The sequence below is a fragment of the Pseudomonas sp. HY7a-MNA-CIBAN-0227 genome, from assembly GCF_040310325.1.
Classification (GTDB): domain Bacteria; phylum Pseudomonadota; class Gammaproteobacteria; order Pseudomonadales; family Pseudomonadaceae; genus Aquipseudomonas.
In genome coordinates this window covers 14,088-40,597 of the sequence record NZ_JBEOPT010000006.1, presented here as the reverse complement: position 1 = coordinate 40,597, position 26,510 = coordinate 14,088, and the positions used below count along the sequence as shown (strand labels likewise).

25 protein-coding genes and 1 riboswitch are annotated in these 26,510 nt (G+C 60.1%); of the genes, 6 read left to right on the top strand and 19 right to left on the bottom strand.

Features of this window, described 5'->3' with window-relative positions; all coding sequences use genetic code 11:
• Positions 1-18: 18 nt before the first annotated feature.
• Together AAEZ06_RS12070 and AAEZ06_RS12065 are read left to right on the top strand one after the other, a co-directional pair.
• A complete protein-coding gene (locus tag AAEZ06_RS12070) occupies positions 19-402 on the top strand; it encodes a YbaN family protein (protein ID WP_178114406.1) in 384 nt (127 codons plus the stop codon).
• A gap of 117 nt (positions 403-519) precedes the next feature.
• Positions 520-3,990, top strand: coding sequence for a hybrid sensor histidine kinase/response regulator (locus AAEZ06_RS12065; protein ID WP_149412108.1), 3,471 nt, complete (start codon positions 520-522; stop codon positions 3,988-3,990).
• A gap of 46 nt (positions 3,991-4,036) precedes the next feature.
• Here AAEZ06_RS12065 and AAEZ06_RS12060 read toward each other — a convergent pair whose 3' ends face one another.
• Both AAEZ06_RS12060 and AAEZ06_RS12055 read right to left on the bottom strand, forming a co-directional pair.
• On the bottom strand, positions 4,037-5,401 hold the full coding sequence (locus tag AAEZ06_RS12060; protein ID WP_178114409.1) for a DNA recombination protein RmuC: 1,365 nt from the start codon (positions 5,399-5,401) through the stop codon (positions 4,037-4,039).
• A gap of 175 nt (positions 5,402-5,576) precedes the next feature.
• A complete protein-coding gene (locus tag AAEZ06_RS12055) occupies positions 5,577-5,900 on the bottom strand; it encodes an SEL1-like repeat protein (protein WP_149412110.1) in 324 nt (107 codons plus the stop codon).
• Positions 5,901-6,879: 979 nt separating this feature from the next.
• On the opposite strand from AAEZ06_RS12055, the gene AAEZ06_RS12050 reads away from it, so the two are divergent.
• The 3 genes from AAEZ06_RS12050 to AAEZ06_RS12040 all read left to right on the top strand — a co-directional run bounded on the left by AAEZ06_RS12050 (position 6,880) and on the right by AAEZ06_RS12040 (position 9,296).
• On the top strand, positions 6,880-7,104 hold the full coding sequence (locus AAEZ06_RS12050; RefSeq protein ID WP_019407963.1) for a hypothetical protein: 225 nt from the start codon (positions 6,880-6,882) through the stop codon (positions 7,102-7,104).
• Positions 7,105-7,383: 279 nt separating this feature from the next.
• Positions 7,384-7,866 carry a hypothetical protein gene (locus AAEZ06_RS12045; protein ID WP_149412111.1) on the top strand — a complete coding sequence of 161 codons (483 nt, stop codon included), beginning with the start codon at positions 7,384-7,386 and terminating at the stop codon, positions 7,864-7,866.
• Positions 7,867-8,012: 146 nt separating this feature from the next.
• Positions 8,013-9,296, top strand: coding sequence for an OmpP1/FadL family transporter (locus tag AAEZ06_RS12040; RefSeq protein WP_149412112.1), 1,284 nt, complete (start codon positions 8,013-8,015; stop codon positions 9,294-9,296).
• A 65-nt stretch (positions 9,297-9,361) separates the two neighbouring features.
• On the opposite strand, the gene AAEZ06_RS12035 is transcribed toward AAEZ06_RS12040, so the two are convergent.
• From AAEZ06_RS12035 to cobO, 13 genes are all read right to left on the bottom strand, one after another.
• Positions 9,362-9,913: a glutathione peroxidase gene (locus AAEZ06_RS12035; RefSeq protein WP_350614436.1), complete on the bottom strand. Its 552-nt coding sequence runs from the start codon at positions 9,911-9,913 to the stop codon at positions 9,362-9,364.
• Positions 9,914-10,063: 150 nt separating this feature from the next.
• Positions 10,064-11,263: an MFS transporter gene (locus tag AAEZ06_RS12030; protein ID WP_178114410.1), complete on the bottom strand. Its 1,200-nt coding sequence runs from the start codon at positions 11,261-11,263 to the stop codon at positions 10,064-10,066.
• 63 nt (positions 11,264-11,326) lie between these two features.
• Positions 11,327-11,731 (bottom strand): MarR family winged helix-turn-helix transcriptional regulator, encoded by a 405-nt coding sequence (locus AAEZ06_RS12025; RefSeq protein ID WP_149412115.1) that lies wholly within the window; start codon positions 11,729-11,731, stop codon positions 11,327-11,329.
• 42 nt (positions 11,732-11,773) lie between these two features.
• Positions 11,774-12,502, bottom strand: a complete 729-nt coding sequence (locus tag AAEZ06_RS12020; protein ID WP_149412116.1) for an adenosylcobinamide-GDP ribazoletransferase — start codon at positions 12,500-12,502, stop codon at positions 11,774-11,776.
• 2 nt (positions 12,503-12,504) lie between these two features.
• Positions 12,505-13,080, bottom strand: a complete 576-nt coding sequence (gene cobC / locus AAEZ06_RS12015) for an alpha-ribazole phosphatase family protein (RefSeq protein WP_149412117.1) — start codon at positions 13,078-13,080, stop codon at positions 12,505-12,507.
• Positions 13,077-14,132: a nicotinate-nucleotide--dimethylbenzimidazole phosphoribosyltransferase gene (gene cobT / locus AAEZ06_RS12010; protein ID WP_350614433.1), complete on the bottom strand. Its 1,056-nt coding sequence runs from the start codon at positions 14,130-14,132 to the stop codon at positions 13,077-13,079. The genes cobC and cobT overlap by 4 nt, the downstream gene beginning before the upstream one ends.
• Positions 14,129-14,650: a bifunctional adenosylcobinamide kinase/adenosylcobinamide-phosphate guanylyltransferase gene (gene cobU / locus AAEZ06_RS12005; protein ID WP_149412119.1), complete on the bottom strand. Its 522-nt coding sequence runs from the start codon at positions 14,648-14,650 to the stop codon at positions 14,129-14,131. The genes cobT and cobU overlap by 4 nt, the downstream gene beginning before the upstream one ends.
• A gap of 574 nt (positions 14,651-15,224) precedes the next feature.
• Positions 15,225-16,676, bottom strand: a complete 1,452-nt coding sequence (locus tag AAEZ06_RS12000; RefSeq protein WP_350614431.1) for a cobyric acid synthase — start codon at positions 16,674-16,676, stop codon at positions 15,225-15,227.
• The gene (cobD, locus tag AAEZ06_RS11995; protein ID WP_350614429.1) at positions 16,673-17,662 is read right to left on the bottom strand and encodes a threonine-phosphate decarboxylase CobD; all 990 of its coding nucleotides are present in this window, start codon (positions 17,660-17,662) and stop codon (positions 16,673-16,675) included. The genes AAEZ06_RS12000 and cobD overlap by 4 nt, the downstream gene beginning before the upstream one ends.
• Positions 17,655-18,563 carry an adenosylcobinamide-phosphate synthase CbiB gene (cbiB, locus tag AAEZ06_RS11990; protein ID WP_149412122.1) on the bottom strand — a complete coding sequence of 303 codons (909 nt, stop codon included), beginning with the start codon at positions 18,561-18,563 and terminating at the stop codon, positions 17,655-17,657. Before cbiB ends, cobD begins: the two co-directional genes overlap by 8 nt.
• The gene (gene bluB, locus AAEZ06_RS11985; protein WP_350614426.1) at positions 18,560-19,210 is read right to left on the bottom strand and encodes a 5,6-dimethylbenzimidazole synthase; all 651 of its coding nucleotides are present in this window, start codon (positions 19,208-19,210) and stop codon (positions 18,560-18,562) included. Before bluB ends, cbiB begins: the two co-directional genes overlap by 4 nt.
• On the bottom strand, positions 19,207-20,547 hold the full coding sequence (locus AAEZ06_RS11980; RefSeq protein ID WP_149412124.1) for a cobyrinic acid a,c-diamide synthase CobB: 1,341 nt from the start codon (positions 20,545-20,547) through the stop codon (positions 19,207-19,209). Before AAEZ06_RS11980 ends, bluB begins: the two co-directional genes overlap by 4 nt.
• Positions 20,544-21,155: a cob(I)yrinic acid a,c-diamide adenosyltransferase gene (cobO, locus tag AAEZ06_RS11975; protein WP_350614424.1), complete on the bottom strand. Its 612-nt coding sequence runs from the start codon at positions 21,153-21,155 to the stop codon at positions 20,544-20,546. Before cobO ends, AAEZ06_RS11980 begins: the two co-directional genes overlap by 4 nt.
• A gap of 78 nt (positions 21,156-21,233) precedes the next feature.
• A riboswitch (cobalamin riboswitch) is annotated at positions 21,234-21,470 on the bottom strand.
• Between the two features lie 99 nt (positions 21,471-21,569).
• Between cobO and AAEZ06_RS11970 the strand changes: the two genes are divergently transcribed.
• Entirely contained in the window at positions 21,570-22,883 is a 1,314-nt protein-coding gene (locus tag AAEZ06_RS11970; RefSeq protein ID WP_149412125.1) for a PQQ-dependent sugar dehydrogenase, read from the top strand.
• 65 nt (positions 22,884-22,948) lie between these two features.
• On the opposite strand, the gene AAEZ06_RS11965 is transcribed toward AAEZ06_RS11970, so the two are convergent.
• From AAEZ06_RS11965 to AAEZ06_RS11950, 4 genes are all read right to left on the bottom strand, one after another.
• On the bottom strand, positions 22,949-23,482 hold the full coding sequence (locus AAEZ06_RS11965) for a C40 family peptidase (protein WP_149412126.1): 534 nt from the start codon (positions 23,480-23,482) through the stop codon (positions 22,949-22,951).
• Positions 23,483-23,626: 144 nt separating this feature from the next.
• Positions 23,627-24,271 (bottom strand): C40 family peptidase, encoded by a 645-nt coding sequence (locus tag AAEZ06_RS11960; protein ID WP_149412127.1) that lies wholly within the window; start codon positions 24,269-24,271, stop codon positions 23,627-23,629.
• Between the two features lie 214 nt (positions 24,272-24,485).
• Positions 24,486-25,190, bottom strand: coding sequence for a DnaA regulatory inactivator Hda (hda, locus tag AAEZ06_RS11955; protein WP_054049492.1), 705 nt, complete (start codon positions 25,188-25,190; stop codon positions 24,486-24,488).
• Between the two features lie 230 nt (positions 25,191-25,420).
• Positions 25,421-26,494, bottom strand: a complete 1,074-nt coding sequence (locus tag AAEZ06_RS11950) for an AI-2E family transporter (protein ID WP_133101788.1) — start codon at positions 26,492-26,494, stop codon at positions 25,421-25,423.
• Between the last annotated feature and the right edge of the window lie 16 nt (positions 26,495-26,510).

Below are 26,510 nucleotides of genomic sequence, written 5' to 3'. Positions count from 1 at the left end.
CCGTTGCCCGTGGCGCCCATGGGCAACCGTTCTCTGCTCGTGCGTTACGCTCTGCTGGCCATCGGCTGGCTGAGCGTAGTGCTCGGAGTCATCGGAATTTTCCTGCCGGTCTTGCCGACCACCCCCTTTCTGCTGCTGGCTGCCGCCTGCTTCGCCCGAAGTTCACCGCGCTTCTACCAATGGCTGGTGGAGCACCCGCGGCTGGGCCCGTGGGTTCGTGATTACCTGGATGGCAACGGCATTCCGCTCAAGGGCAAGGTATATGCCATTGGGGTGATGTGGCTGAGCATCGGGTTTTCCTGCTACCTGGTACCGCTGCCTTGGGCCCGCGGGTTCATGTTGACCAGTGCGGTGCTGGTGACCCTCTATATCCTGCGACAGAAAACCCTGCCCCGACGCTGATACTCAATTGATAAAGCTTGCACACGACCTTGGTCGACACTGACTAACCCCAAGCATCATGCGAGACTGTCCGTCCTGGGCCTGGAATGCCCGGGTGTTCTTATGTCCGGAGTTCTCATGACGCTGTCCAGCGGGCTGATCGCCGCCGTTGCCCTGGCTTATATGGCCATTATGTTTGCCATTGCCTTCTATGGTGACCGCCGCCGCACGCCGCTGCCACCACGGGTGCGTGCCTGGGTGTATAGCCTGTCGCTGGCCGTCTATTGCACCAGTTGGACCTTCTTCGGCGCGGTCGGCCAGGCGGCCGAACAGTTGTGGGCGTTTTTACCGATTTACCTGGGTCCGGTGCTGTTGCTGGTGTTGGCACCCTGGGTGCTGCAAAAAATGATATTGATCAGCAAGCAGGAGAACATCACCTCCATTGCCGACTTTATCGCCGCCCGCTATGGCAAGTCCCAGTCCCTGGCAGTGGTGGTAGCTCTGATCTGCCTGGTGGGCGTGCTGCCGTACATTGCCCTGCAACTCAAAGGCATCGTGCTGGGGGTGAACCTGCTGATCGGTGCCGGCGCCGATGCCACCGGCACACGGGCCCAGGACACCGCACTGATCGTGTCGCTAGTGCTGGCACTGTTCACCATTGTCTTCGGTACCCGCAACCTCGATGCCACGGAACACCACCGCGGCATGGTGCTGGCGATTGCCTTTGAATCCCTGGTCAAGCTGTTCGCGTTCCTCGCTGTTGGCGCCTTCGTTACCTATGGCCTGTATGACGGTTTTGATGATTTGTTCAGCCAGGCAATGCTTGCGCCACGGCTGGAGGAGTACTGGAAAGAGACCATCAACTGGCCATCGATGGTGGTCCAGACTGGCGTGGCAATGATGGCGATCATCTGCCTGCCCCGGCAGTTCCACGTCACTGTGGTGGAAAATATCGACCCTCAGGATTTGCGCCTGGCCAAGTGGGTGTTCCCCGCGTATCTGGTGCTGGCCGCGCTGTTCGTGGTGCCGATTGCCCTGGGTGGGAAAATGCTGCTGCCGGGTTCGGTACTGCCCGACTCCTATGTGATCAGCCTGCCCCTGGCCGAATCCCATCCGGCCCTGGCGCTGCTGGCCTTTATCGGGGGTGCTTCGGCGGCGACCGGCATGGTGATCGTGGCCAGTGTCGCGCTGTCGACCATGGTCTCCAACGATATGCTGCTGCCCTGGTTGCTGCGCCGTACCAACGCCGAACGTCCATTCGAAGTGTTCCGCCACTGGATGCTCTCGGTGCGCCGGGTCAGTATCGTCATCATTCTCCTGCTGGCTTACGTCAGCTACCGCCTGCTGGGCTCCACCGCGAGCCTGGCGACCATCGGCCAGATTGCCTTTGCCGCTGTCACCCAACTGGCGCCGGCGATGCTCGGTGCGCTGTATTGGAAACAGGCCAACCGCCGTGGGGTGTTTGCCGGATTGGCGGCAGGGACATTCCTGTGGTTCTACACCTTGGTACTGCCGATTGCGGCCCACAGCCTGGGTTGGTCACTGAGTATCTTCCCTGGCCTGAGCTGGTTGCATGGCAACCCGCTGGGACTGCCTATCACGCCACTGACCCAAGGCGTGGTGCTGTCCCTGGCCGGTAACTTCACGCTGTTTGCCTGGGTTTCCGTGTTGTCGCGCACACGGGTCTCCGAACACTGGCAGGCCGGCCGATTTATCGGCCAGGAAACCAGTCAGCGCGCCAGTACGCGCTCTATGCTCTCGGTGCAGATCAACGACCTGCTCAGCCTGGCCGCCCGCTTCGTCGGTGAAGAACGGGCGCAACAGAGCTTTATCCGCTTCGCCTATCGCCAAGGCAAAGGCTTCAACCCTAACCAGAACGCTGACAATGACTGGATCGCCCACACCGAGCGGCTGCTGGCCGGTGTGCTGGGCGCCTCCTCGACCCGAGCGGTGGTGAAAGCGGCCATTGAAGGCCGGGAAATGCAGCTTGAAGACGTCGTACGAATCGCAGACGAAGCCTCGGAAGTGCTGCAGTTCAACCGGGCGCTGTTGCAGGGCGCCATTGAAAACATCACCCAAGGCATCAGCGTGGTCGACCAGTCCCTCAAGCTGGTGGCCTGGAACCGTCGTTATCTGGAGCTGTTCAATTACCCGGACGGACTGATCAGCGTCGGCCGGCCGATTGCCGACATTATTCGCTACAACGCCGAACGCGGACTGTGCGGTCCGGGGGAAGCCGAAGTGCATGTCGCCCGGCGCCTGCATTGGATGCGCCAAGGCCGTGCCCATACCTCGGAGCGCCTGTTCCCCAATGGCCGGGTGATCGAGCTGATTGGCAACCCGATGCCCGGCGGCGGCTTTGTCATGAGTTTCACCGACATCACCGCATTCCGCGAGGCCGAGCAAGCCTTGACCGAGGCCAACGAAGGCCTGGAGCAGCGCGTCACTGAACGTACCCATGAACTGTCGCAACTGAACGTCGCCCTGACCGATGCCAAAGGCGTCGCCGAATCGGCCAACCAGTCGAAAACAAGGTTCCTGGCGGCGGTCAGCCACGACCTGATGCAACCGCTGAACGCGGCGCGGTTGTTCTCCGCCGCCCTCTCCCATCAGAACGACGGATTGTCGGGGGAAACCCGGCAACTGGTGCAGCATCTGGACAGCTCGCTGCGCTCGGCCGAAGACCTGATTAGCGACCTACTGGACATCTCACGCCTGGAAAACGGCAAGATCAATCCTCAGCACCACCCCTTTGCCCTCAACGAACTGTTTGATGCCTTGGGCGCCGAGTTCAAGGCACTGGCCCAGGAACAAGGCCTGGACTTCCGCGTGCGGGGCAGCCGCTTGCGTGTCGACAGCGACATCAAGTTGCTGCGACGGGTTTTGCAGAATTTCCTGACCAACGCCTTCCGATATGCCGATGGCCCGGTGCTGCTGGGGGTGCGGCGGCGCCGGGGAGAGCTATGCCTGGAGGTCTGGGACCGGGGTCCCGGCATCCCGCCAGACAAACAGAAAGTGATCTTCGAAGAGTTCAAGCGCCTGGACAGCCACCAGACCCGTGCCGAAAAGGGCCTGGGCCTTGGGCTGGCGATCGCCGACGGCCTGTGCCGAGTACTTGGCCACCGCTTGCGTGTGCGCTCATGGCCGGGCAAGGGCAGCGTATTCAGCGTCAGCGTGCCCCTGGCCCGCAAGCAAACCAGCACACCGGTCCAGACCGTACTGGAAAATGGCCAACCCATGAGTGGCGCCCAGGTGCTGTGCGTGGATAACGAAGACAGCATCCTCATCGGCATGCGCAGCTTGCTGACTCGCTGGGGTTGCCAGGTCTGGACCGCCCGCGACCAGGCGCAGTGCGTGGCGTTGCTGGCAGAGGGGATGCGACCGCAATTGGCCCTGGTGGATTACCACCTGGACCACGGCGAGACCGGTACTGAGTTGATGGGTTGGCTGCGAGCAGAGCTGGCGGCACCAATACCAGGCGTGGTGATCAGCGCCGATGGGCGCCCAGAAATGGTGGCCGAGGTGCATGCCGCGGGATTGGATTATTTGGCCAAACCGGTCAAGCCTGCGGCGCTTAGGGCGTTGTTGAGTCGGCATTTACCGTTGTAGCCAAGGAGGCACGTTACCTGTGGAAGCCTCACATATTGACGGGGCTCTACTCCGGCAACTGCGCCACACCGTCTTCATCGGTCATCGCCCGCTCCAGCAGATCGGCCGGCAGGCTTTTACTGGCGCGAGCACCGAGCAGTTTCAGTTGTTCGGTACGACTGACCAGATTCCCGCGTCCATCTGTCAGCTTATTGCGCGCCGCGCTGTAGGCCTTGTCCAACTGCTGCAGGCGATTGCCCACCTCGTCCAGATCCTGGATAAACAATACGAACTTGTCATACAGCCAGCCAGCACGCTCGGCGATTTCCCGGGCGTTCTGGGTTTGCCGTTCCTGTTTCCACAGGCTGTCGATCACCCGTAGGGTCGCCAGTAACGTCGTCGGGCTGACGATGACGATGTTGCGGTCGAAAGCCTCCTGAAACAGATTCGGCTCAGCCTGCAATGCAGCGGAAAACGCGGCTTCGATGGGCACGAACAGCAGGACAAAGTCCAGGCTGTGCAAGCCCTCCAGACGCTTATAGTCCTTGCCGGCGAGGCCTTTGACGTGGGTGCGCAAGGACAAGACATGCTGCTTGAGAGCGGCCTGGCCGATCACTTCATCGTCAGCAACAACGTACTGCTGATAGGCGGTCAGGCTGACCTTGGAGTCCACCACCACCTGCTTGTCGCCCGGCAACATGATCAGCACGTCCGGCTGGAAGCGCTCGCCATCCGGGCCCTTGAGGTTGACCTGGGTCTGGTACTCGCGGCCTTTCTCCAGGCCTGCATGCTCAAGCACCCTTTCAAGAATCAACTCACCCCAGTTGCCCTGGGTTTTCTGGCCTTTGAGGGCACGGGTCAGGTTGGTCGCTTCATCCGACAGACGCAGGTTCAGTTGCTGCAGGCGCTCAAGTTCCTTGGCCAGGGAAAAGCGTTCCCGCGCCTCACTCTGATAGCTTTCTTCCACCCGCTTTTCGAAGGACTGAATGCGCTCCTTGAGGGGATCAAGCAGTTGTCCCAGGCGCTGCTGGCTGGTTTCGGCGAACCGCTGCTCGCGCTCGTCGAAAATTTTTCCGGCGAGCTCCGCGAACTGTGCCCGCAGTTCATCCCGCGAACCTTGCAGGTCGCTGAGGCGTTGCTGATGGCTTTCCTGTTGTTCCCGAAGTTCGGCGCGCAGGGCGGCCGACAAGGCATCAAGGCGCCGCAACTCGACTTCCTTGGCAGAGCGCTCGATATTCCAGGTATGGGCAGCGTCGCGCGCGTTGTCGCGATCGATCTGCAGCAACTCGACTTCCCGGCGCACAGCAGCAAGATCCGCCTGCTTGGCGGCATTGGCCTGGCTCAGGTCACTGATTTCATCGCGACTGGCGTCCAATTGCGCCGCCAACCCTTCCTGGGCTAGTTGCGCGATGGAGAGGCGCTCTTCGAGCAATTCCCAGCCGGCCATTCGCGCACTCAGGCGTCGCTGAATCTGCCAGCACAGCACCAATAAAGGTAACGCAGCAGCAGCGAGACCCAGCGCCACACTGGTCCAGTCAAAAGCCATAGCCACTCCTGCCATCACCATAAAAGAAGAAGGTTAACCAAGCAGGCGCGCCGTGGACAGCTCAGTCTTCGATTTGGCCCAGTTCGCGCTGGGCACGGAGGTCGCCGGCACGGGCGGCCTGACGCAACAGATCGTGACCGATGCGCCGGTCCCGGGCGCTGCCACATTCGCGGCACATCAATTGGCCTAATCGACTTTGCGCGGCAACCACACCTTCACGGGCGGGCTGCTTGAGCAAGCGACCAGCAAAATGCTTGACGTTGGGGCTGTCAGCTAGGCGCGGGTTGTCCAGCAGCCACAAAGCGACCCTCAAGGAAAAACGCTTGGGTGCGGTAACAACGGAAGGGCTGTCGGTAACAGAAGGTGATACTGAGCGAAACTTCATAAAGCACTGTAGGGCAGAACGGAAGGCGCGCCACTCTACTCCTTTTTTCATACGGGTAAAGCTGAAAAAAGCCTGCACGCCCGTCCTAGAGCAAGCGCTTGGGACAATCCACAGAAGCTGTGGATAACTCAGTGGACAACCCTCCTTTAACTCCCGCAAAGGCCCATGGAATGGGGGCCGCAGTCAAACTGACGATTTTTTCACCAATAAAAAAAAGCCAGATTTTTCATTGACTTAAATTTTCGTTGCAGGCACTCAAGGGTATTACCAACCTTATGACTGTGAGGTGACACGCTGCGCAACCAATGTGCACAACTGCCCACATGGTGGTTATATCGCCGCCCTTTTTAGCCCACCGCCACCCCAAAACGTTACTGACGCCTCACACCACCGCCACTTTTCAAACGCTCTTGAGCTCGCCACACTGTTCGGCCTACATGAAAGGCATTCGGCTAGCCGCGACGACGACCTCGCTGATTTATCCAGGGTTTCTAGGGGCTGACTGAAGTATTTTCTCTAACGCGCTTCCTTTTCAGGATTCAATCCGTTAGTATCCCCGGCGTTAGTACCAAGCTGAAAGTCAATTCTGGTCGAACAAATCCCCCGCGACATAACTTTCCTAAAGAAGAGTTACTGTCCATATCGATGGGATCGACCACCTCGATGGTTTCCAGGTATCACTTGCGACGACACTGCCTTTGAATAATGCAAAGGGTGTCGCGAAGTCTCAATACTCTGACCGAACCAACCTGCAGATTGATCAGGATCTTCACCCTGGGCCCAGAACCTTTGCCCCTGTTGTGTTGCCTGCCCTCCTAAGTACCTACCTGCCAGCCCAAGCGCGCCAAACTAATTAGCGCTTCAAACTGGCTGCTTTGTTCCAGTCGGGCTCTTCGTTCGATCAATGGTGATCAACGTCACTGGAACGTTTTAATGTTGCACGGTTTTTAACCGTGTTATTTGTAGGAACACCAATAATATGTCCACTCAAATCCATACTCAGGATGCCATTCGCACCCTCACCAATGCTTTTGCACCAATGAATTGCCTGATCATGGCCGCTCGTAAAGGCTGCTTCAGCTTCACCCTGGTCAACGAACACGGCATCGCTCGTCACAGTGAACGCCTGTACCCCGATCAATACTCCAGCGCAGAACCGCTGCAGGCCGTGATCGAGCGTACCCGTCAGGCACTGATTGCCTGATCGACCCCAACACTGAAAAACCCGAAACCCTGCCTGCAAAGCAGGGTTTTTTATTGCCTGAAATCCGAGCAATTGAACTTTTACTTAAGTTCAAACAGATATAACGGTTATAACCGAATGATAAAAATATTTTAAAAACAGTCCTTTACGTCGTAAATATGACACTACACTTCAACTCAAGCGGCATGATCCGCTTCCGGCGAGCCTGAGATCCGATTCACCGCTGCCAAGCCCCCCCTTCTCAGGCCTCGTCGACCACTTCCACGCTTCGAGGGCTTTATGGGTATCGCCGCCAGCGAATTGTGTCGTTATGTGATCCGGCCCACCTTGATTTACCTGGGCCGCCACAGCCAAGCTGCGGAATCCCTGCTGCTGGGCATCGCTGCCAGCCAATCAGCCTTGGGTACCGCCCTGCATGACCGTCGCGGTCATGGCCTGTATCGCATCACTGAACTACGCCACCGGGCCCTGTGGGACGAATACCTGGCCCTCGACCCAGAACGCGCCAGCCTGGTACGAGGTCTCGCCAGCCAACACGCATTCCTTAGCGGGCCCCAGCTTGAGTTGACGGTCAACCTGCGTTACGCCACTGCCATTGCCTGGCTGCTGGTGGAGAAACATCACCCCGCCCTACCCTCTCCCGACGACGTGCAGGCCATGGCGCGAATCTGGCGAGAAATCTTCCAACCCCAGGGCCGGCTGCGGGATTTCACCCGCGCCTGGCACACCTGTGTTTCACCGCTGAATCAGGTCGCCTGCTGATCGGGCAATTTGCAAGATTCGGCAAACACCGCTCACCTTGGTCTGATTGTCCTACAAAACCGCTCTATCTCCTGTGTTTCAGCCTATAGCGCTAACTTGAAAATATTGTTACTTTCCGCAGCGGTGATCACCACGGAGTTCTAATAATGAAAAAAGTAATGCTCAAGACCACACTTAGCCTCGCCATTGCCATGGTCTCCTCCCAACTGTTCGCAAGCGGCTTTGCCCTCAACGAACAAAGCGTCAGCGGGATGGGTACCGGTTTCGCGGGTCGCTCTTCTTCTGCCGATGATGCAAGCACTGTCTACGGTAACCCTGCCGGTATGTCTCGCTTGAATGGCCAGCAAATCACCGGCGGTGTTGCTGCCATTGATGCGTCGACCGACATCAAGGACGTCAGTGGCCGCCCAAGCGGTTCCAACAAAGGCGACATGGTTCCGTTCACCGCGGTGCCGTTCGGTTTCTACACCAACAAACTCGACGATCAGTGGGCCATCGGCTTTGGTGTGTATGCACCTTTCGGCCTGGTGACAGATTACGAAAGCGGCTTCCAGGGCCGTGGCTTTGGCAGCAAGAGCGAAGTGAAGGTCATGACCTTCCAGCCAACTGTCAGCTATGCCTTCAACGACAAGGTTTCCATCGGTTTTGGCCCAACCATCAACCGAATTTCCGGCGTATTGGAATCGGACAAGACCCTGGTAATCGGCGCGCCTTTCGCTGATACCAACGTCAAGATCAAGGGTGACGACACTGCACTGGGCTTCAACTTCGGTGTGCTGGTCCAGGCTACAGACACCACCCGTGTCGGCCTGACCTACCACTCGAAGGTCAAATACAAGCTTGAAGGCCACACCACTGTCACAGGCCCGGCTCAGACTCAAGGAGCGCTGCGCAACAACCGTTACGACGCCTCCCTGAAAATCGAGACCCCTGAGTCCTACGATCTGTCGGTCACTCAAGACCTGACTGACGCCTGGAAACTCTACGGCGGTGCAACCTGGACGCGCTGGAGCCGCCTGAAAGAGATCACCGTCAATAACGACGGTGTGACTGGGACAAACGGTGGCGCCTTGGCCCCGAGCCGCATCGCTAACATCACCGAAGAGCAAAACTGGCACGACACCTGGGCCTATGCCGTAGGTACCTCGTACCAGTTGACCAAACAGGTCGTGCTGCGTACCGGCCTGACATTCGACCAGTCGCCTACCAACAACACCGATCGTTCACCGCGCATCCCGACTGGCGACCGTACGATCTTCAGTGTGGGTCTGGGCTATAAGGTCATGGATAACATGACGGTCGACCTGGCTTACTCGTACTTGAAGGAAGAGGACATCAAGGTCAACAACACCTCGCTGCCGTCCAACTACCAAGCCAAGTACCAAAACAGTGCCAACGGTTTCGGCCTGGGCATGACTTACACCTTCTGATTCAGACCGGTGTAAAAAAGCCCCGCCCTCCTGCAAAGGAGGCGGGGCTTTTTAATGGGCGGCGATCAGGGCTTGGAAGCCAACGCCTGCTCCACCGCCTTTATCAGATCCGGGCTGTCGGGCTTGGTTAGGCTGGAAAAATTGGCAATCACCTTGCCCTGGCGATCTACCACGTACTTGTAGAAGTTCCACTTGGGCGCGCTGCTTTGTTGCGCAAGGATCTTGAACAGGTGCACAGCGTCTGGCCCCTTGACCTTCTGCGGCTCGGTCATGGTGAAGGTCACACCGTAATTGACGTAGCAGACCTTGGCCGTTTCCTCGCCGGTCTTGGCTTCCTGCTTGAAGTCATCCGACGGTACGCCAATCACTTCCAGCCCATCGTCCTTATAGCGCTGATACAACGCCTCAAGGCCTTTGAACTGGGGAGCGAACCCGCAGAAGCTGGCAGTGTTGACGATCACCAGCGGCTTTGCGGCAAAGCGCTGGCACAGGTCGATGGACTCCTTGGCGCGCAACTTGGGCAATTGGCCTTCAAGCAACGCCGGGCAATCGGCGGCCATGGCAACACCGCCAAAAGCCACAATCAGGGCCGGTACTGCAAGCCAGCGCATCAGCATGTCGAATGTCCTTGAATAGGTTCAGACACAGAACTTAACAGATCGCCATGCCCAGTTGCATCAACGCCAGGCCGCCCTGCTGCCACCCCCACCATGCCAGTAACAGCAGCAGGCCCGCTCCCCCTGCCACGAACCAACGCCCTATCGAACTCATGCTGCCTCCATCTGCGCCTGTAATCGGGCCACCGGGCGCTCACGCACCGGCCAGTTCAAGGCAGCGGCGAGCACGCTCAAGACAATCGCCACTTGCCAGATCAAATCGTAGTTGCCGGTTCGATCATAGACCACGCCGCCCAGCCAGCCACCGAGGAACGAACCCAGTTGGTGGAACAGAAACACGATCCCACCCAGCATGGAAAGATTTCTGACACCAAACAGGGTCGCTACCGTGCCATTAGTCAGCGGCACGGTGGACAGCCACAAGAAACCCATGGCCATGCCGAACAGGTAGGCACTCATTTCAGTCACCGGCGCCCACAGGAACAGCACGATCACCACCGCCCGCAACAGGTACAAGCCGGTCAACAGCCGCGGCTTGGACATCCGCCCGCCGAGCCAACCGGCTGTGTAGGTGCCGAAGATATTGAACAAGCCAATCAACGCCAACACTGTCGTACCCACGGTGGCCGGCAGATGCTGGTCCACCAGATACGCCGGCAAATGCACACCAATAAATACCACCTGGAAACCGCAGACGAAAAAGCCAAAGGCCAGCAACCAGAAACCGGAATGGGAACAGGCTTCGTGCAGCGCTTCACGTAGCGTCTGCTGGCCTGCCAGCACCGGCAGCGGGCGATCCTTGAGCATGGTCACCAGCGGCACGATCAACGCCACCAGAAGGCCCAGCACCAGCAACGCGGCAGACCAGCCGAGCCAACCGATCAAGCCCAGGGTGCCCGGCAACATGGTGAACTGGCCGAAAGAGCCGGCCGCACTGGCGATACCCATGGCCATGCTGCGTTTCTCCGCTGGCACGGCGCGCCCCACCACGCCAAGAATCACCGAGAACGAAGTACCGGAAAGGCCAATCCCGATCAATAAACCGGCACTCAACGACAGCGACCATGCCGAGTCCGATAAGCCCATGAACACCAGGCCCAGGGCATAAAGTACGCCGCCAATCATCACCACTTTTGCCGCACCGAAGCGGTCGGCCACGGCGCCGGTGAAGGGTTGGGCCAGGCCCCAAATCAAGTTTTGCAAGGCAATGGCAAAGGCAAAGGTTTCGCGCCCCCAGCCAAATTCGGCACTCATGGGCGCCAGGAATAGACCAAATCCGTGCCGCACACCCAGGGACAGAGCCAGGATCAGCGCACTCCCGACAAGAATCCAGCCACTAGTACGCCACATCGAGGTCATTTCTTATTCTCCGTTCACGGGTATATACCCGCTTATGATCGAACAAACTTGCGTTTAAGCAAGTTCGTCCAGCAAGGCCAACAGGGTTTCGCGCTTTTCTGCTCCCAACCGATCAATCAGCTTCTGCTGCGCAGCTTCCCAGGCGGGCAAGGCGGCGGCAAGCCGCTCATTGCCTGCCTCGGTGAGCAGCACCAGGCGATTGCGCAGATCGTCTCCCTCGACCAATTGCACCAGACCTTCGCCCTCCAGCACCCGCAGATTGCGCCCCAGGGTGCTGCGATCCAGGCCCATGGCATCGGCCAGGCTGGAAATGCTCGGTTGATCAAGGCGCTGCAAGTTACACAGCAAAGAATACTGGGCGACGTTGATCCCGAAGCCGTCGAGAGCGCCGTCGTAATGCCTGCTGACGCCACGAGCGGCACGACGCAGGTTGGTACATAAACATTGGGAGGCAAGCATGGCGCGTGTATATACCCGCGATTAAGGAAATGCAAGAAACTGTTACAAAGCCAGACCAATCAACACCGCCACTTCCAGCAACTCCAACAGGGCTCCGGCGGTGTCGCCGGTGGTGCCGCCCAGTCGATTGACCATCAGTTGACGCAAGCCAATGAAGCAGATGGCCGCCAGTAACACCGCGATCCCACCGCTGAAGCCGCCGATCAAGATGCACGCCAGACCACTGAGGGTCAGCACCTGTTGGCCGACGACCCGCGGTAAATGATCCGATAACGCCTGGCCCAGCCCTCCGGCCCGCACATAGCGAGTGGTAAGAAAAAGTGCCAACATCGAGCTGCGACCAATCAACGGTGCCAGGAGTAGCGCCGCGCCGTTGTGCTGTTCGATCAGGGCCACCAGCGCAGTAAACTTAAGCAGCAACACCAGACCCAGGGTAACCACGGCAATCGGCCCGCTGCGAGGGTCTTTCATGATGGTCAGGGTACGCTCGCGGTCACCAAAACCGCCCAACCAGGCATCGGCGCTGTCGGCCAGGCCGTCCAGGTGCAAGCCGCCGCTGAGCAACACCCACGACGTCAGCAACAACGCCGCATGCAACAGCAACGGCGCGCCCATCAGCACCGTGTTCAAGCCCCACAGCAACAGCCCGAACAACAGCCCCACCAGCGGATAGAACAGCAGTGAACGCCCCAGTTCCTGCGGCTGCGGCATACCCGGCAAGCGGATCGGCAAGCTGCTGAGAAACTGCAGGGCAATCCAGAATGGCAGCATGATCAGGCGCCTTCCCTTAATACACCATTGGCCTCGACCTGCAGGCTGAACAAGCCGCCGTGGCCGACTTCAACATTCAACAGCTGCTCACGGGGCAAGCCTCGGGCCTGGGCCAGCAGCAAGCGCATGACCCCACCGTGGCTGATCAACAGCACTCGTTGGCCGGTATAGGCCTGATGCAAACGCGAGACGGCGCCGCGCACACGGTTGGAAAACTGCTCCACCGGTTCGCCATCGGGCGGGGTGAAACAATAGGGATCAGCCCAGAACAAGCCCAACGCCTCGGCATCGGTTTCCATCAACTTCGCAGCGCTCTGCCCTTCCCAGGCACCGAAATGCAGCTCTTGCAGATCCTTTTCCAGGGTCACCGGCAGGTTCAGGCGCACGCCCAACTCGTCGGCAAAGCGCGCGCAACGTTGTAGCGGCGAGCTGACCAAACGGTCCCACGGCCCCCGTTCGATCACAGCAGCACGCATCTGCTCCCAGCCCTTGACCGTCAACGCATCGTCCAGGCTGCCGCGCAAGCCGCCGCCCAGTTCGGTTTCACCGTGACGCAGCAAGTCCAGGTGCAAGGTCATGCCGGACGATCCGCCACGGCGGCTTCGGCAAAGGTTGCCATTTGCCCGTGCAGCGCGCAAGCCAGGCGCAGCAACGGCACCGCCAACGCAGCGCCACTGCCTTCGCCCAGGCGTAGGCTCAGTTCTAGCAGCGGTTCAGCGTTAAGACTTTCCAGCACATGACGATGGCCCGGCTCCGCACCACGATGACCGAACAGCAGCCACTCACGGCACGCAGGATTTAGACGCGTGGCGACCAGGGCTGCGACGGTGCAGATAAAACCGTCCACCAACACCACGACACCCTCTTGGGCGCAGGCCAGATAAGCACCGACCAACGCGGCAATCTCGAAACCACCTAGGTTGAACAGGGCTTGCAGCGCATCGCCGCGCTGAGTGATATGTAATGCCAGTGCACGCTCGATCACGGCCACCTTATGGCTGACGCCCTGGGCGTTCAAGCCAGTACCTGGCCCGGTCAAGTCACTCACTCGGCAGTCCAGCAACGCACACGCCAGCGCACTGGCTGCCGTGGTGTTGCCGATGCCCATCTCGCCGCCGATGAACAATTGAGCACCGCCCGCGACGGCCCGGCGCACGCTGTCGCGCCCCGCTTCCAGGGCCAGGCGGCCTTGGGCCTCGGTCATCGCCGGGCCGTTGACGAAATTGGCGGTGCCCGCGCCGATATTCAGGTGACGCACACCCGGCAGGTTCAACGACGGCGTGACGGTGCCCAGGTCGATTACTTCCAGTTGCGCATCCAACTGGCGGGCCAATACGCTGATGGCAGCGCCGCCAGTGACGAAGTTGCGCAGCATCTGCCCGGTGACTTCCTGGGGAAATGCGGAGACTCCTTCGGCAACCACGCCGTGATCGCCGGCAAAGATTGCGACCCACAGGTGGTCGAGGCTCGGCTTGACTTGCCCTTGCAAGCCGGCCAGTTGCACTGCCACCGCGTCCAACTGGCCGAGGGAGCCGGCGGGTTTGGTCAGCTGTTGTTGACGGGCCAGGGCTTGGGCGTGCGCTTGGGCGTCAATAGCCTTACAAGGGTTGAGCCACCAGGTGTCAGTCATAACGCAGTACCTTTCAAAGTCAGGGGCAGGCCGGCGACGGTCAGGACAACACGCTGACAACGCTCGGCCAGGGCTTGATGCAGCCAACCGGCTTCATCGACATAGCGGCGAGTCAATTCGCCCAGCGGCACGACACCCAGTCCGGTCTCGTTGCTGACAAAGATGATTTCACCTGGCAGGGAGGCTAGGGTTTGCAGCAGGGCGTCGCGCTCTGAGGCAAGACGTGCGGGATTTTCGAGCATCAGCAGGTTGGTTAGCCATAGGGTCAGGCAGTCGACCAGCAGGCAGCGGTCGGGGGCGGCGGCTTCCCGTAGGACGCGGGCCAGTTCGATGGGTTCTTCGATCAGGCTCCATTCCGCTGGGCGGCGCTGGCGATGCAGGGTGACGCGCTCGTTCATTTCGCCGTCCAGGGGTTGGCTGGTGGCTATGTAGGTGACCGCGAGCATGCTGTTCGCAGCGAGTTTTTCGGCGAGGCGGCTTTTGCCGGAGCGGGCGCCGCCCAGGATTAGTTGGAGCATGGGGTGGGGCCTCTTTTTTTGATTGTGTGTGTTTCCGTTGCTGCGGTAACGGCGGCTTGGGGTTTCGCTCTTACAGCGACTCACTTTTGAAAGAGCCCAAAAGTAAGCAAAAGGCTCTTGCCCCACCACTTGGTGCCTCGCTGTGGCTCGGCATGCCTTCACTCCGGCATTGCTCCGTGGGCCGCCGCGATGGGCCATCCTTGGCCCAGCGCGGCTAAACCGGCGTCCTGCCGGTTTACCCACGGAGCAATACCTGCGTTCAGCCATCGTGGTTAACGGGGCGCCTAAGATCAAAAGCAAAAGCACGGCGGCCTGGTAGCCGACCTGAGTGGTGAAAAGCAAGAGCGGATCTACTGCTCCTTGCTCGCGATGGTCGTTAACGATGACACGGGCTTCCTGGATGAATGCGGAGCCTGTGAGCCCATCGCAGGCGAGCCAGCTCGCTCCAGAAAGCGGATTGGCGGGCACTGGCTTTTGATCTAGTTCTTGATCTGCCTGCCCATAAAACCAGAGACCGAACGCAGGCATTGATCCGCGGGCAAGCCCGGCTCTCACACTAGATCGGTGTACACCCTCAAACCCCACACAACTGACGCAACAATCCCGTATCCAAATGCTGCTCTACCAAATCCGCCAACCGCTCAATATCCCGTTCGCGAAGGGCGTGGTAATCCACTTCCTGCACATTCTCCAACCCCGCCCAGCGCAACAACGAACTGCAAGCGGCCGGAGTCTCAAACAACCCATGCAGATAAGTACCAAGAATCTGCCCGTCGGCACTTTGCGCACCCTCCCTACGACCGTCATCCAAAACCACCGCCGGCCGCGACAAGGCACTGCCACTGGTCACACCCGCATGAATCTCATAACCACTGACCTCAGCGTCTTCCAACAGCAACCGCCCGCGAACATTGCGCAGCTGCTTCTCTTCTTCCAGCGTCGTGCTAAACGCCAAAAGCCCCAGCCCCTCACTGGAACCGCAGGGCCCTTCCAGCCCCAACGGGTCATGCACCTGCTCGCCAAGCATCTGCAACCCACCGCAAATCCCCAACACCTTGCCGCCATAGCGCAAGTGCCGGCCCAGCGCCACGTCCCAACCATTGGCCCGCAAATAGGCCAAGTCGCTACGTACGCTTTTCGACCCCGGCAAGATAATCAGGTCAGCCGCAGGAATCGCCTGCCCCGGCCCGACAAACTGCAAATCCACCTGGGGATGCAGCCGCAGCGGATCAAAATCCGTGTGATTGCTGATACGCGGCAATACCGGCACCACTACCTTGAGCACCTGCGCCGCCTTGTCGATCTGACGCTGGTCGATGCCGTCTTCGGCCTCCAGGTGCAAATCCAGCACGTAAGGCAGAACACCCACCACCGGCTTGCCGGTGCGTTCTTCCAGCCAGTCCAGCCCAGGTTGCAGCAGCGCGATATCGCCACGAAAACGGTTGATGATGAAACCCTTGACCCGCGCCTGCTCCGAAGGCGACAGCAATTGCAGCGTCCCTACCAAATGAGCAAACACCCCGCCGCGATTGATATCGGCGATCAACAGCACCGGGCAATCCACCGCCTCGGCAAAGCCCATGTTGGCGATGTCGTTGGCTCGCAGATTGATCTCGGCGGGTGATCCGGCACCTTCCACCATCACCACCGGATACGCCGCGCTCAAGCGGGCATGGGACGCCAACACCGCTTGCATGGCGATGGCCTTGTAGTCGTGATAAGCCACCGCATTCATGGTGGTGACGGCCCGGCCATGGATGATGACCTGCGAACCGGTGTCGCTATTGGGTTTGAGCAGCACCGGGTTCATATCGGTGTGAGGCGCCAGCTTCGCCGCCTGGGCCTGGACCGCCTGGGCCCGGCCAATCTCGCCGCCCTCGGCAGTCACCGCGCTGTTGAGCGCCATGTTCTGCGGCTTGAACGGCACCACCGCCACGCCCTGGCGTACCAGCCAGCGGCACAAGGCGGCGACCAAGGTGCTTTTGCCGGCATCGGACGTGGTGCCCTGCACCATCAAGGTACTCATGATGCTTGCTTGTACGCGGTGAGCGCTTGTTCCAGGCGCAGCCAGTCAGCATCGGTACCCGGTAGCCCAAAGCGCAGGCTGCTGTCGTGGACAAACAGGCGCAGCAGAATACCGCGCTGGGCCATAAATTCGTGCAGGTGCTCGGCGCGGTCGGTAATCAACCACTGGAACAGCGCGCAGCCGCCTTGCGGTCGCAGGCCATGACGCTCCAGCAGTTCAAACAGACGCTGGCTGGCTTCTTCGCAGCGCAGGCGCTGGCGCGTATGGCCGGCGACATCCTTAAGGCACACCTGGCCCAACATCCGCGTCGGCCCGCTGACCGCCCATGGCCCGACTTGTTCAGCAAGCAACTTGAGCAACTTGCGCTCGGCCAGGACAAAGCCCAGTCGAACCCCGGCCAGGCCAAAAAACTTGCCGAACGAGCGCAATACGATCAAGCCCACCTGATGGCTCTGGCTCGCCAGGCTTAACTGTGGGGTGTTGTCCATAAAGGCCTCATCCACCACCAGCCAGCCGCCGCGTTGGGCCAGGCGTGCGTGCCAGTCCAGCAGGCGTTGCGGCGTGAGGCTCAGGCCGGTGGGGTTGTTGGGATTGACCACCACCAGCACGTCAAGGCTGTCGAGGAAGAAGTCCACTTCCTGCTCCAGCACTTCACGCACGATATAACCGGCGCGGCGCCAGGCTTCGGCGTGCTCGGCATAGCACGGCGACAGCACGCCGACCTTGTCCGAACGACGCAGACGCGGCAGCAATTGGATTGCGGCCTGGGAACCGGGCACCGGCAGCACCTGGGCGGCGCCGTAGTACTCGCAGGCGGCCGCCTCCAGGCCATCATCGGTTTCCGGCAGGCGCGCCCAGGCCCGTAGCGGGACCTCGGGGATCGGCCAGGGCCAGGGCGCCAGGCCGCTGGATAGGTCCAGCCAGTCGGCCTCGCTGATGCCGTATTGCATCGCTGCCTTGCGCAGCCGACCACCGTGCTCAAGCATAAAATTCAGCCCCCACACACAGAATCAACAACCATAGCCACACGCCGCGCTGCACCAGTTGCCAGCCTTGGTCGATGGAGTCGGCACTCGCCGGCACACCTTCGCCCAATTGCGGACGCTGATGCAGTTCGCCGTGATAAATCGCTGCCCCGCCCAACTCGACACCCAGGGCACCTGCGCCCGCCGCCATCACCGGACCGGCGTTGGGGCTGTCCCAGGTTGGGCCTTGAGTGCGCCAGCACTTGATCGCCAGCCGAGTTTTGCCCAGTAGCGCGTAGGTCAACGCCACCAACCTTGCGGGAATATAGTTGAGCAGATCGTCGATCTTCGCCGCAGCCCAGCCAAAACGTTCAAAACGTTGGTTGCGATAACCCCACATGGCATCCAGGGTATTGCTCAAGCGATAGAGCACCACGCCGGGCACGCCGGCGATGACAAACCAGAACAGCGCGGCGAACACCGCATCGCTGCCGTTTTCCAATACCGATTCGGTGGCGGCGCGTGCAACTTCGGTGTGGTCCAACTCGCTGGTTTGGCGGCTGACCAGATAACCGACGCGCTTGCGCGCCTCGTCCAGGTCATCACTGCGCAGGGCCTGGGCCACGGGCGCCACGTGTTCGCCAAGGCTGCGCATGCCGAGGGCGCAATACAACGCGAGGATCTCGATCACCCAACCCACATACGGCGCCCACGACAAGGCCGTGGCCAGTAGGGTCAGCGGCACCACCGCGATCACCCAGGCGGTCACGCCATGGCTGCGCCAGCCACGGCCACCCGAGTTGAAACGCTGCTCGATCCGCCCGGCGAAATTACCGAATGCCACCAGCGGATGCCAGCGCCTGGGTTCGCCCAGCAGCGCATCCAGCGCCACGGCAGCGACACTCAGCAAGGCCACACTCATTGACTCACTCCCCAATAATTCTCATACAGCATGTCCCTCAATGGACGCGGTTCGGTCCAGCCTTCCAGCTGCAACATCGGTGCCGGGTAGAACTCGGCCACCGGGCCCAGACACAGCACCGCCAGGGGCTTGGCGCCCGCCGGCAAACCCAGCAGATCGGCCAGGGCCTGGGGCTCGAACAACGACACCCAGCCCATACCCAGCCCTTCGACCCGGGATGCCAGCCATAGATTCTGGATCGCGCAGGACAAGGACGCCATGTCCATTTCCGGCAAGGTGCGACGGCCGAAGATATGCCGTTCGCGGTCATCCATCAGCGCGGCCACCAGCACCTCGGCGCAATCATTGATGCCTTCGACCTTGAGCTTCATAAACTGGTCGGAACGCTCGCCGAGGGCTTCGGCGGTGCGAATACGCTCTTCTTCCACCAGTTGCTGAATCTTGCCCCGCAGGCCGCGGTCACTGATGCGGATGAAACGCCACGGTTGCATCAGGCCGACGCTGGGTGCCTGGTGGGCGGCTTGCAGCAAACGGTGAAGCAGCTCGGGAGCGACGGTGCCGCCGCTGAAGTGGCGCATGTCGCGGCGTTCGGCGATGGCCCGGTAGACGGCTTCGCGGTCGGCCTGGGGGAAGGTGTTGTCGGTCATGGCCTCATTGCGGGCAAGCCCGCTCCCACATTGGTTTGGGTGTCTGGCACAAATAACGCTGCAATCGCTGTCGGGTTGGACGGGAAATAAAAGTGCACATAAGAGGCGGTCATCCGTCCCTGCCGATAAACCGCCTCGGCGCCGCGTCCGCCGTTGGGGCTCAGGCCCCGGGCAATCGGCTGCCATTGGGTGCTGGTCAGGGAATGATGGTAGGTGTGGCCACGCAGAACGCCTTCGGGCAAATCGACACTTTGCAGCGCCAGGGCGGCCAGGCGCTTTTGCATCACAGCATCGCCCTGAAGCAGTCCGAGTAATTCGGCGCGGGTGCCATCGACATCGGTGAGCGAGTCCAGCAAATACAGCATACCGCCGCATTCGGCCAGCAAGGGCTTACCGGCGCCATGGTGGGCGCGGATGGCGGTCAGCATCGAAGTGTTTTGCGACAACGCCAGGTGATGCAGTTCCGGATAACCGCCGGGCAGGTACAGGCTGTCCGCTTCTGGCAGTTCACAATCATGAATCGGCGAGAAGAAGCGCAGCTCGGCGCCCATCGCTCGCAACAAGTCGAGGCTGGCGCCGTAGGTAAAGGCAAAGGCTTCGTCACGGGCAACGGCAATCCGTACACCGGCCAGCAACGGTTCGGCCTCTATCGGCTCAGGCGCAGCGAACTCTACCGGCGGCGGCAGCGCTACCTCGCAACTGCTACCCAACGCTTGCGCGGCAGCATCCAGGCGCAGATCCAGGTCATTCAATTCGCTGGCTTGCACCAGCCCAAGATGACGACTCGGCAGCTCGATACCGGTCTCCCGCGACAATGCGCCGTACCAGCGCAGGCCTTCGGTAAGGCTACCTTCCAGCAACTGCGCATGACGCAAGGTGCCGACGCGATTGGCCAGCACCCCGGCGAACGGCAGATCAGGCTGGTAACGGGCTAGCCCCAAGGCCAAAGCGCCAAAGGTCTGGGCCATGGCCGTGCCGTCGATTACCGCCAGCACCGGCACGCCAAAATGCCGCGCCAGGTCAGCGCTGGACGGCGTGCCGTCGAACAGGCCCATGACGCCTTCGATCAAAATCAGGTCGGCCTCCCCCGCCGCTTCCCACAACAGCCGCCGACTTTCCTGCTCGCCGACCATCCACATGTCCAATTGATAGACCGGCGCACCGCTGGCGCGCTCGTGGATCATCGGGTCGAGAAAGTCCGGGCCGCACTTGAACACGCGGACCTTGCGCCCAAGATTGCGGTGCAAGCGGGCCAGTGCGGCGGTGACGGTGGTTTTGCCCTGGCCTGACGCGGGTGCGGCGATCAGAACTGCGGGGCAGTGACGGGACTGCTTCAAAGTTCGATGCCCTTCTGTGCCTTGATACCGGCCTGGAACGCGTGTTTGAGCACGCCCATTTCAGTGACGGTGTCGGCCATTTCAATCAGTTCCGGCTTGGCACCGCGACCGGTGACCAGTACGTGCTGCATCGGCGGGCGGGCTTGCATGTCGCTGAGGACCTGGTCCAGGTCGAGGTAGCCGTGCTTGAGGGCGATGTTCAACTCATCCAGCACCACCAGGCCGATGGACGGGTCGCGCAGCATTTCCTGGGACACCACCCAGGCGGCTTCGGCGGCTGCAATATCACGCTGGCGGTCCTGGGTTTCCCAGGTAAAGCCTTCGCCCATCACATGGAAACGCACTTGCTCGGGGAAGCGGCGGAAGAACAGCTCTTCACCGGTGCTATTGCGGCCCTTGATGAACTGCACCACACCGCACTGCAGGTCGTGGCCCATGGCCCGGGCCAGCATGCCAAAGGCTGAACTGCTCTTGCCTTTGCCGTTGCCGGTGAGCACCAGCAGCAATCCGCATTCGTTCGGTGAATTGGCAATGCGCTCGTCGATCACCGCTTTTTTGCGCAGCATGCGCGCCAGGTGGCGTTCGTCACGATCGGGGGATTCAGTCATGGCAGCTCTCCGTTGGGGCTGGACAAAAACGGCGGGCAGGAAAAGAGAAAACAAACAGCCAAGCATCGCCCACCGTGATGCTGTTGGATGAATCAGGCCGGTCTCCGGGCTCATGAGTGGCGTTGCGCGCCGAGGGTGCGCCTTCCCATATCGCGGGGCGATACAGTGGCGAAAGCACCGTCTTGACTCATTTACCGTTGCGGGGGCAGCGCCGGGATCGTGGCTTCACTGTGTACAAGTGCGCTCACTCACCGGCTTCCCTGTTTCACTCTGTTGACGCACACGCCACAGAGCACCTGAAACAAGCGGCGAAGGTTAGTGGGTTGGGGGTGGAGCGTCAATTAAAGCTGGCGGCGCACTTGAACCATCGCAGCGCGTCGTGCCTCTATGACTACAGGTATTGAGGAGAAAAACATGCATAAGACCCGACTCGCCTTACTCATCATGGTCGCTGGCACCCTGGCCGCTTGCGGTGATAGTTCCACCTTGCAAGTGTCCGACGGCACCGGGCCCTCACCCAAGCTTCCGGAACCGAACAAAACCCTGATCCCCACCGTGAATATCGCCCCGGCGATCGGTTGGCCGGACGGCGTCAAGCCCACTGCGGCGGCCGGCACCCAGGTGGCAGCGTTCGCCGAAGGCCTGGATCACCCGCGCTGGCTGTACGTACTGCCCAATGGTGATGTGCTTGTGGCGCAAACCAACGCACCGCCCAAGCCGGACGACTCCAAGGGCATTCGCGGCTGGGTGATGGGCAAGGTCATGGGCCGAGCCGGCGCTGGCGTGCCGAGCCCGAACCGCATCACCCTGCTGCGGGACGCCGACCACGATGGCGTCGCTGAAACCCGCACGGTGTTCCTGGAAAACCTCAACTCGCCGTTCGGCATGACCCTGGTGGGCAACGACCTGTACGTCGCTGACTCGGACAAGCTGTTGCGCTTCCCTTATCAGCCAGGCGAAACCTCCATCAAGGAGGCTGGCACCAAGGTCGTCGACCTGCCGGGCGGCCCTCTGAACCATCACTGGACCAAAAACGTGGTGGCCAGCAAGGATGGTAACAAGCTGTACGTCAGCGTCGGCTCCAACAGCAACGTCGCGGAAAACGGCCTGGAAGCGGAGCAAGGTCGGGCGGCGATTTGGGAAGTAGACCGCGCCACCGGCCAGCACCGCATCTTCGCCTCTGGCCTGCGCAACCCCAACGGCATGGCTTGGGAACCGCAAAGCGGAAAACTGTGGACGGCGGTCAACGAACGGGATGAAATCGGTAGCGACCTGGTGCCGGACTACATCACCTCGGTCAAGGATGGCGGCTTCTATGGCTGGCCGTTCAGCTACTACGGCCAGCACGTCGATGTGCGCGTGACCCCACAAGACCCGGACCTGGTGGCCAAGGCCATTGCACCAGACTATGCGGTCGGCCCGCACACTGCATCACTGGGCCTGACCTTCGCCGAGGGCAGCAAGTTGCCAGCACCGTTCAGTAACGGCGCGTTTATCGGCCAGCATGGCTCGTGGAATCGCAAGCCTCACAGTGGTTACAAAGTGATCTTTGTGCCGTTTGAAGCGGGCAAGCCAAAAGGGCAACCGGTGGATGTACTGACCGGGTTCCTCAACAGCGATGAGAAAGCCATGGGCCGGCCAGTGGGCGTGGTGATCGATCAGCAGGGGGATTTGCTGGTGGCCGATGATGTGGGGAATAAAGTGTGGCGGGTGTCGGCGGCTAAATAACCGGGTAGCAAGCCTCAAGCTGCAAGTGGCCGTTGCGCGCCTTCTTGCAGCTTAATAGCTGCTTCTTAGGGATTACGCGCCAGATGTTCCGGCGGCAATACCCGCTTGGCGCTCAGGTACGCACTCTGCCAATACGCCTTGGATAGCGTGTCCAGCTTCACCGTACCGCCCGTTTGCGGGGCATGCACAAAGCGCCCTTCGCCCACATAGATTCCCGCGTGGCTGACCTGCGAGCCGCCATTGGTGGCAAAAAAGAGTAGGTCGCCGGTTTGCAGGGCGTCTTCACTCACATCCTGAGCACGCATCACGATCAGTTCGCGGGTGGTGCGCGGCAAGGAGATACCGGCAGCGTCACGGTAGACAAAACCAATCAGGCCGCTGCAATCAAACCCCGAGTCCGGCGTATTGCCGCCCCAGCGATAAGGCGTGCCGACCAGGCCCAACGCACGAAAAAGCACGTCTTCGGCAGCCGGAGAAAAGGCTTGGGTGGAATAGTTGAACACCGGCTTGGGCTTGACGGCCACGGGAGGTGGACGACTTGCGCAGGCGCTGAGCAGCGCGGCGCAAATGAGAAGAATTAGGCGGGCCGAGGTCGACATGGGCAGAGCGATCCTGATCTGGATGCGGCTTTCGTTGCCGAAGGCTGAAAACCAGACCGCGCAAGCAAAGCTCGCGCGATCAGTTCACAACAATATCCAAGGATTCTAGCGCTTACACATCAAACTTCAAGTATCACTTTAACTTTACTTGCGGGAGGTAACGGTAGTCGGGGCCATGGCCAGGGCGCGCTTGGCTTCGATAAAGGTCTTGCTCCAGTAACTGTCGCCCAACTTATCGACCCGAACGCCACCGCTACGACGGCTGCTGGAGTGGATAAATTGATCATCGCCCAGGTAAATACCGGCGTGACTGACGCGACCACGACCATTGGTACTAAAGAAAAGCAGATCACCAGGCTTGAGGTTGTTGCGCGCGACCAACGGTGCATCAACGTTGATCATTTCACGAGTGGAACGCGGCAGGTTCATGCCGGCCTCTTCGCGAAACAGGTAACCGATGAAACCGCTGCAATCGAAACCGGCTTCAGAAGTACCGCCAAAACGGTAACGGGTACCGACCAGAGACAGGCCGCGTTCGAGGATGCTGTCGGCCAGAACTGGAAGCTGATAAGGCTTGCTGTCGGAAAATTCAGCCAGTTCTTTTTCTGTCGCTACTTCTTCTGAATAGACAGCTTCCTGGTAAGCAGTGGAAGACTGCGCAGCGACAAATTTTTGTTGATTGTGTTGTTGAGGCTTTTGCTGCTCAGCCACCTGTTGAGGGTGGGTGGCGCAACCAAACAACAGGGTAACGAGTGCGAGAGGCACGAGGGGTGCGAAGCGATTTAGCATGGGCACGACCGTGGCTGGATGTGTAAAGAAGCCGAGACTATGCCTTCTATCATATCGATTTGCAAATTCAATCGTGATCCATGTGACTTCTTGTTTGGGCTATGACATCTAAGCCCTTAAACCCCTACAAGACCCTTTTGCGTGGCCAAACAGGCTAAAACGCAAGATTTCTGGCGCCTGCAAAATGCCAAGAGCCCCTATTTTAAAGGGCTGGCTACCAGCCGAGGGTTTCTTTCAAGAAAGGAATAGTCAGCTTGCGCTGGGCCTGCAAAGAGGCTTGGTCGAGGCGTTCGAGCAATTCGAACAGCGCACTCATGCTGCGGGTGCCACGGGTGAGGATAAAGTGCCCGACTTCATCGGTAAGGTGCAGGCCGCGACGGGATGCACGCAATTGCAGGGCGCGCAGCTTGTCTTCATCAGACAGTGGGCGCATCTGAAAAATCAGCGCCAGGGTCAGGCGAGACTTGAGATCTGCCAGCTTCACCGGCAACTCCCGAGGCGAGGTAGACGCAGCAATCAGCAAGCGCCGCCCGCTGTCACGCAAGCGATTGAACAGATGAAACAGCGCTTCTTCCCAATCCGCCCGACCCGCAACTGCTTGCAGGTCATCCAGGCAAACCAGCTCGTATTGTTCAAGGTTGTCGAGGATTTCGATGCCACGATCCAGCAACTCGGCCAAAGGCAGGTACACCGCCGGTTCGCCCATCTGCTCAAAGCGCAGGCAAGCGGCCTGCAATAAGTGGGTACGCCCCACGCCGTCCTTGCCCCAGAGGTAAATCAGGCTTTCGGTCCACCCGGCGTCGGCTTCGCAAAGCCGCTCGACATAGCCGAGTGCAGCGGCATTGGCGCCTGGGTAGTAATTGATAAAGGTAGCGTCGTCACGCAGACGCACACCTAGGGGCAGCTGAATCGGTTTCATGCTGACTGAGCGGTTCCAATCGGACCGTTAGTGGCCTCTGTGAAAAGTGTGCAAAGTTTATACCCGTGACGCCGGGTGCACAATGCAGCAGACCACAAGCAAAATCAAAGGTTTGCGTTAACGTGTTGGATTTTGTAGAGATTATTTGACGCCACGGCCACTGGCCTGGGGAGCAACTACGACAAACCCGGCACTGAGCCGGGTTTGTGAGGGAGCGCTGAACCTCGACCTTATAGATTGGGCTCGTCGACACCGGTGTAGACATCTGAATCCTTGTACAGGTCGTGCACATGGCGCACCAGCACCATGATCACTGCTGCCACCGGCAATGCCAGCAGGATGCCGGTAAAGCCAAACAGTTCACCGCCCGCCAGGATCGCAAAGATCACCGCCACCGGGTGTAGACCGATCCGATCCCCCACCAGCAATGGCGTCAGCACCATGCCTTCCAGCGCCTGGCCCACCATGAAGACCGCGACAATCCCCAGCATCGGGTAGAAGTCACCGCCAAACTGGAACAGCCCGGCCACCAGCGCCGCACCAATGCCAATGACAAACCCCATGTACGGCACAATCGCCGCGAGGCCAGCAATCAGGCCGATCAACAGGCCCAGCTCCAGACCGATTGCCATCAGCCCCGCCGCATAAATAATCCCCAGGGCCAACATCACCAGCAATTGACCACGAACGAACGCGCCGAGCACTTCATGGCACTCTCCTGCCAGAGAGACGATGCGTTCCTCACGGCTACGCGGCAACAGGCTGCGGATCTTCGCCATCATCAGGTCCCAGTCCCGCAGCAGGTAGAACGCCACCACAGGGATCAACACCAGATTGGTCAACCAGCCAATCAGCGCCAGGCTGGAAGCCGTCGCCTGACTGAGGACAATCCCGACAATATCGGTAGTCTGCCCCATGTGCTCGCTGATGGCGGCCTTGACCTTGTCGAATTTCCAGAAGCCATCGGCCAGGCCAAGCTTGGTCTGAGCCCAAGGCATGGCAGTGTGTTGCAGCCAATCGAGCATTTGCGGCGCCAGTTCATAGAGGCGAAACAATTGCTTGGCCAGCATCGGTACCAGCACCAGCAGCAGCGCCATGACAATCAGGGTGAACAGCGCAAACACTGCCACCACACCCCAGGTGCGCGACAACCCAACCTTTTCCAGGCGATCCACTAAGGGATCGAACAGATAGGCCAGCAGCAGCGCAACCAGGAACGGCGTCAATATCGAATGCAGCAAGAATACAAAAACGCACAGCACGACGATCCCGCCAAGCCACACCCAACGACGCGAATCCGCCATAAACCACTCCATCTGT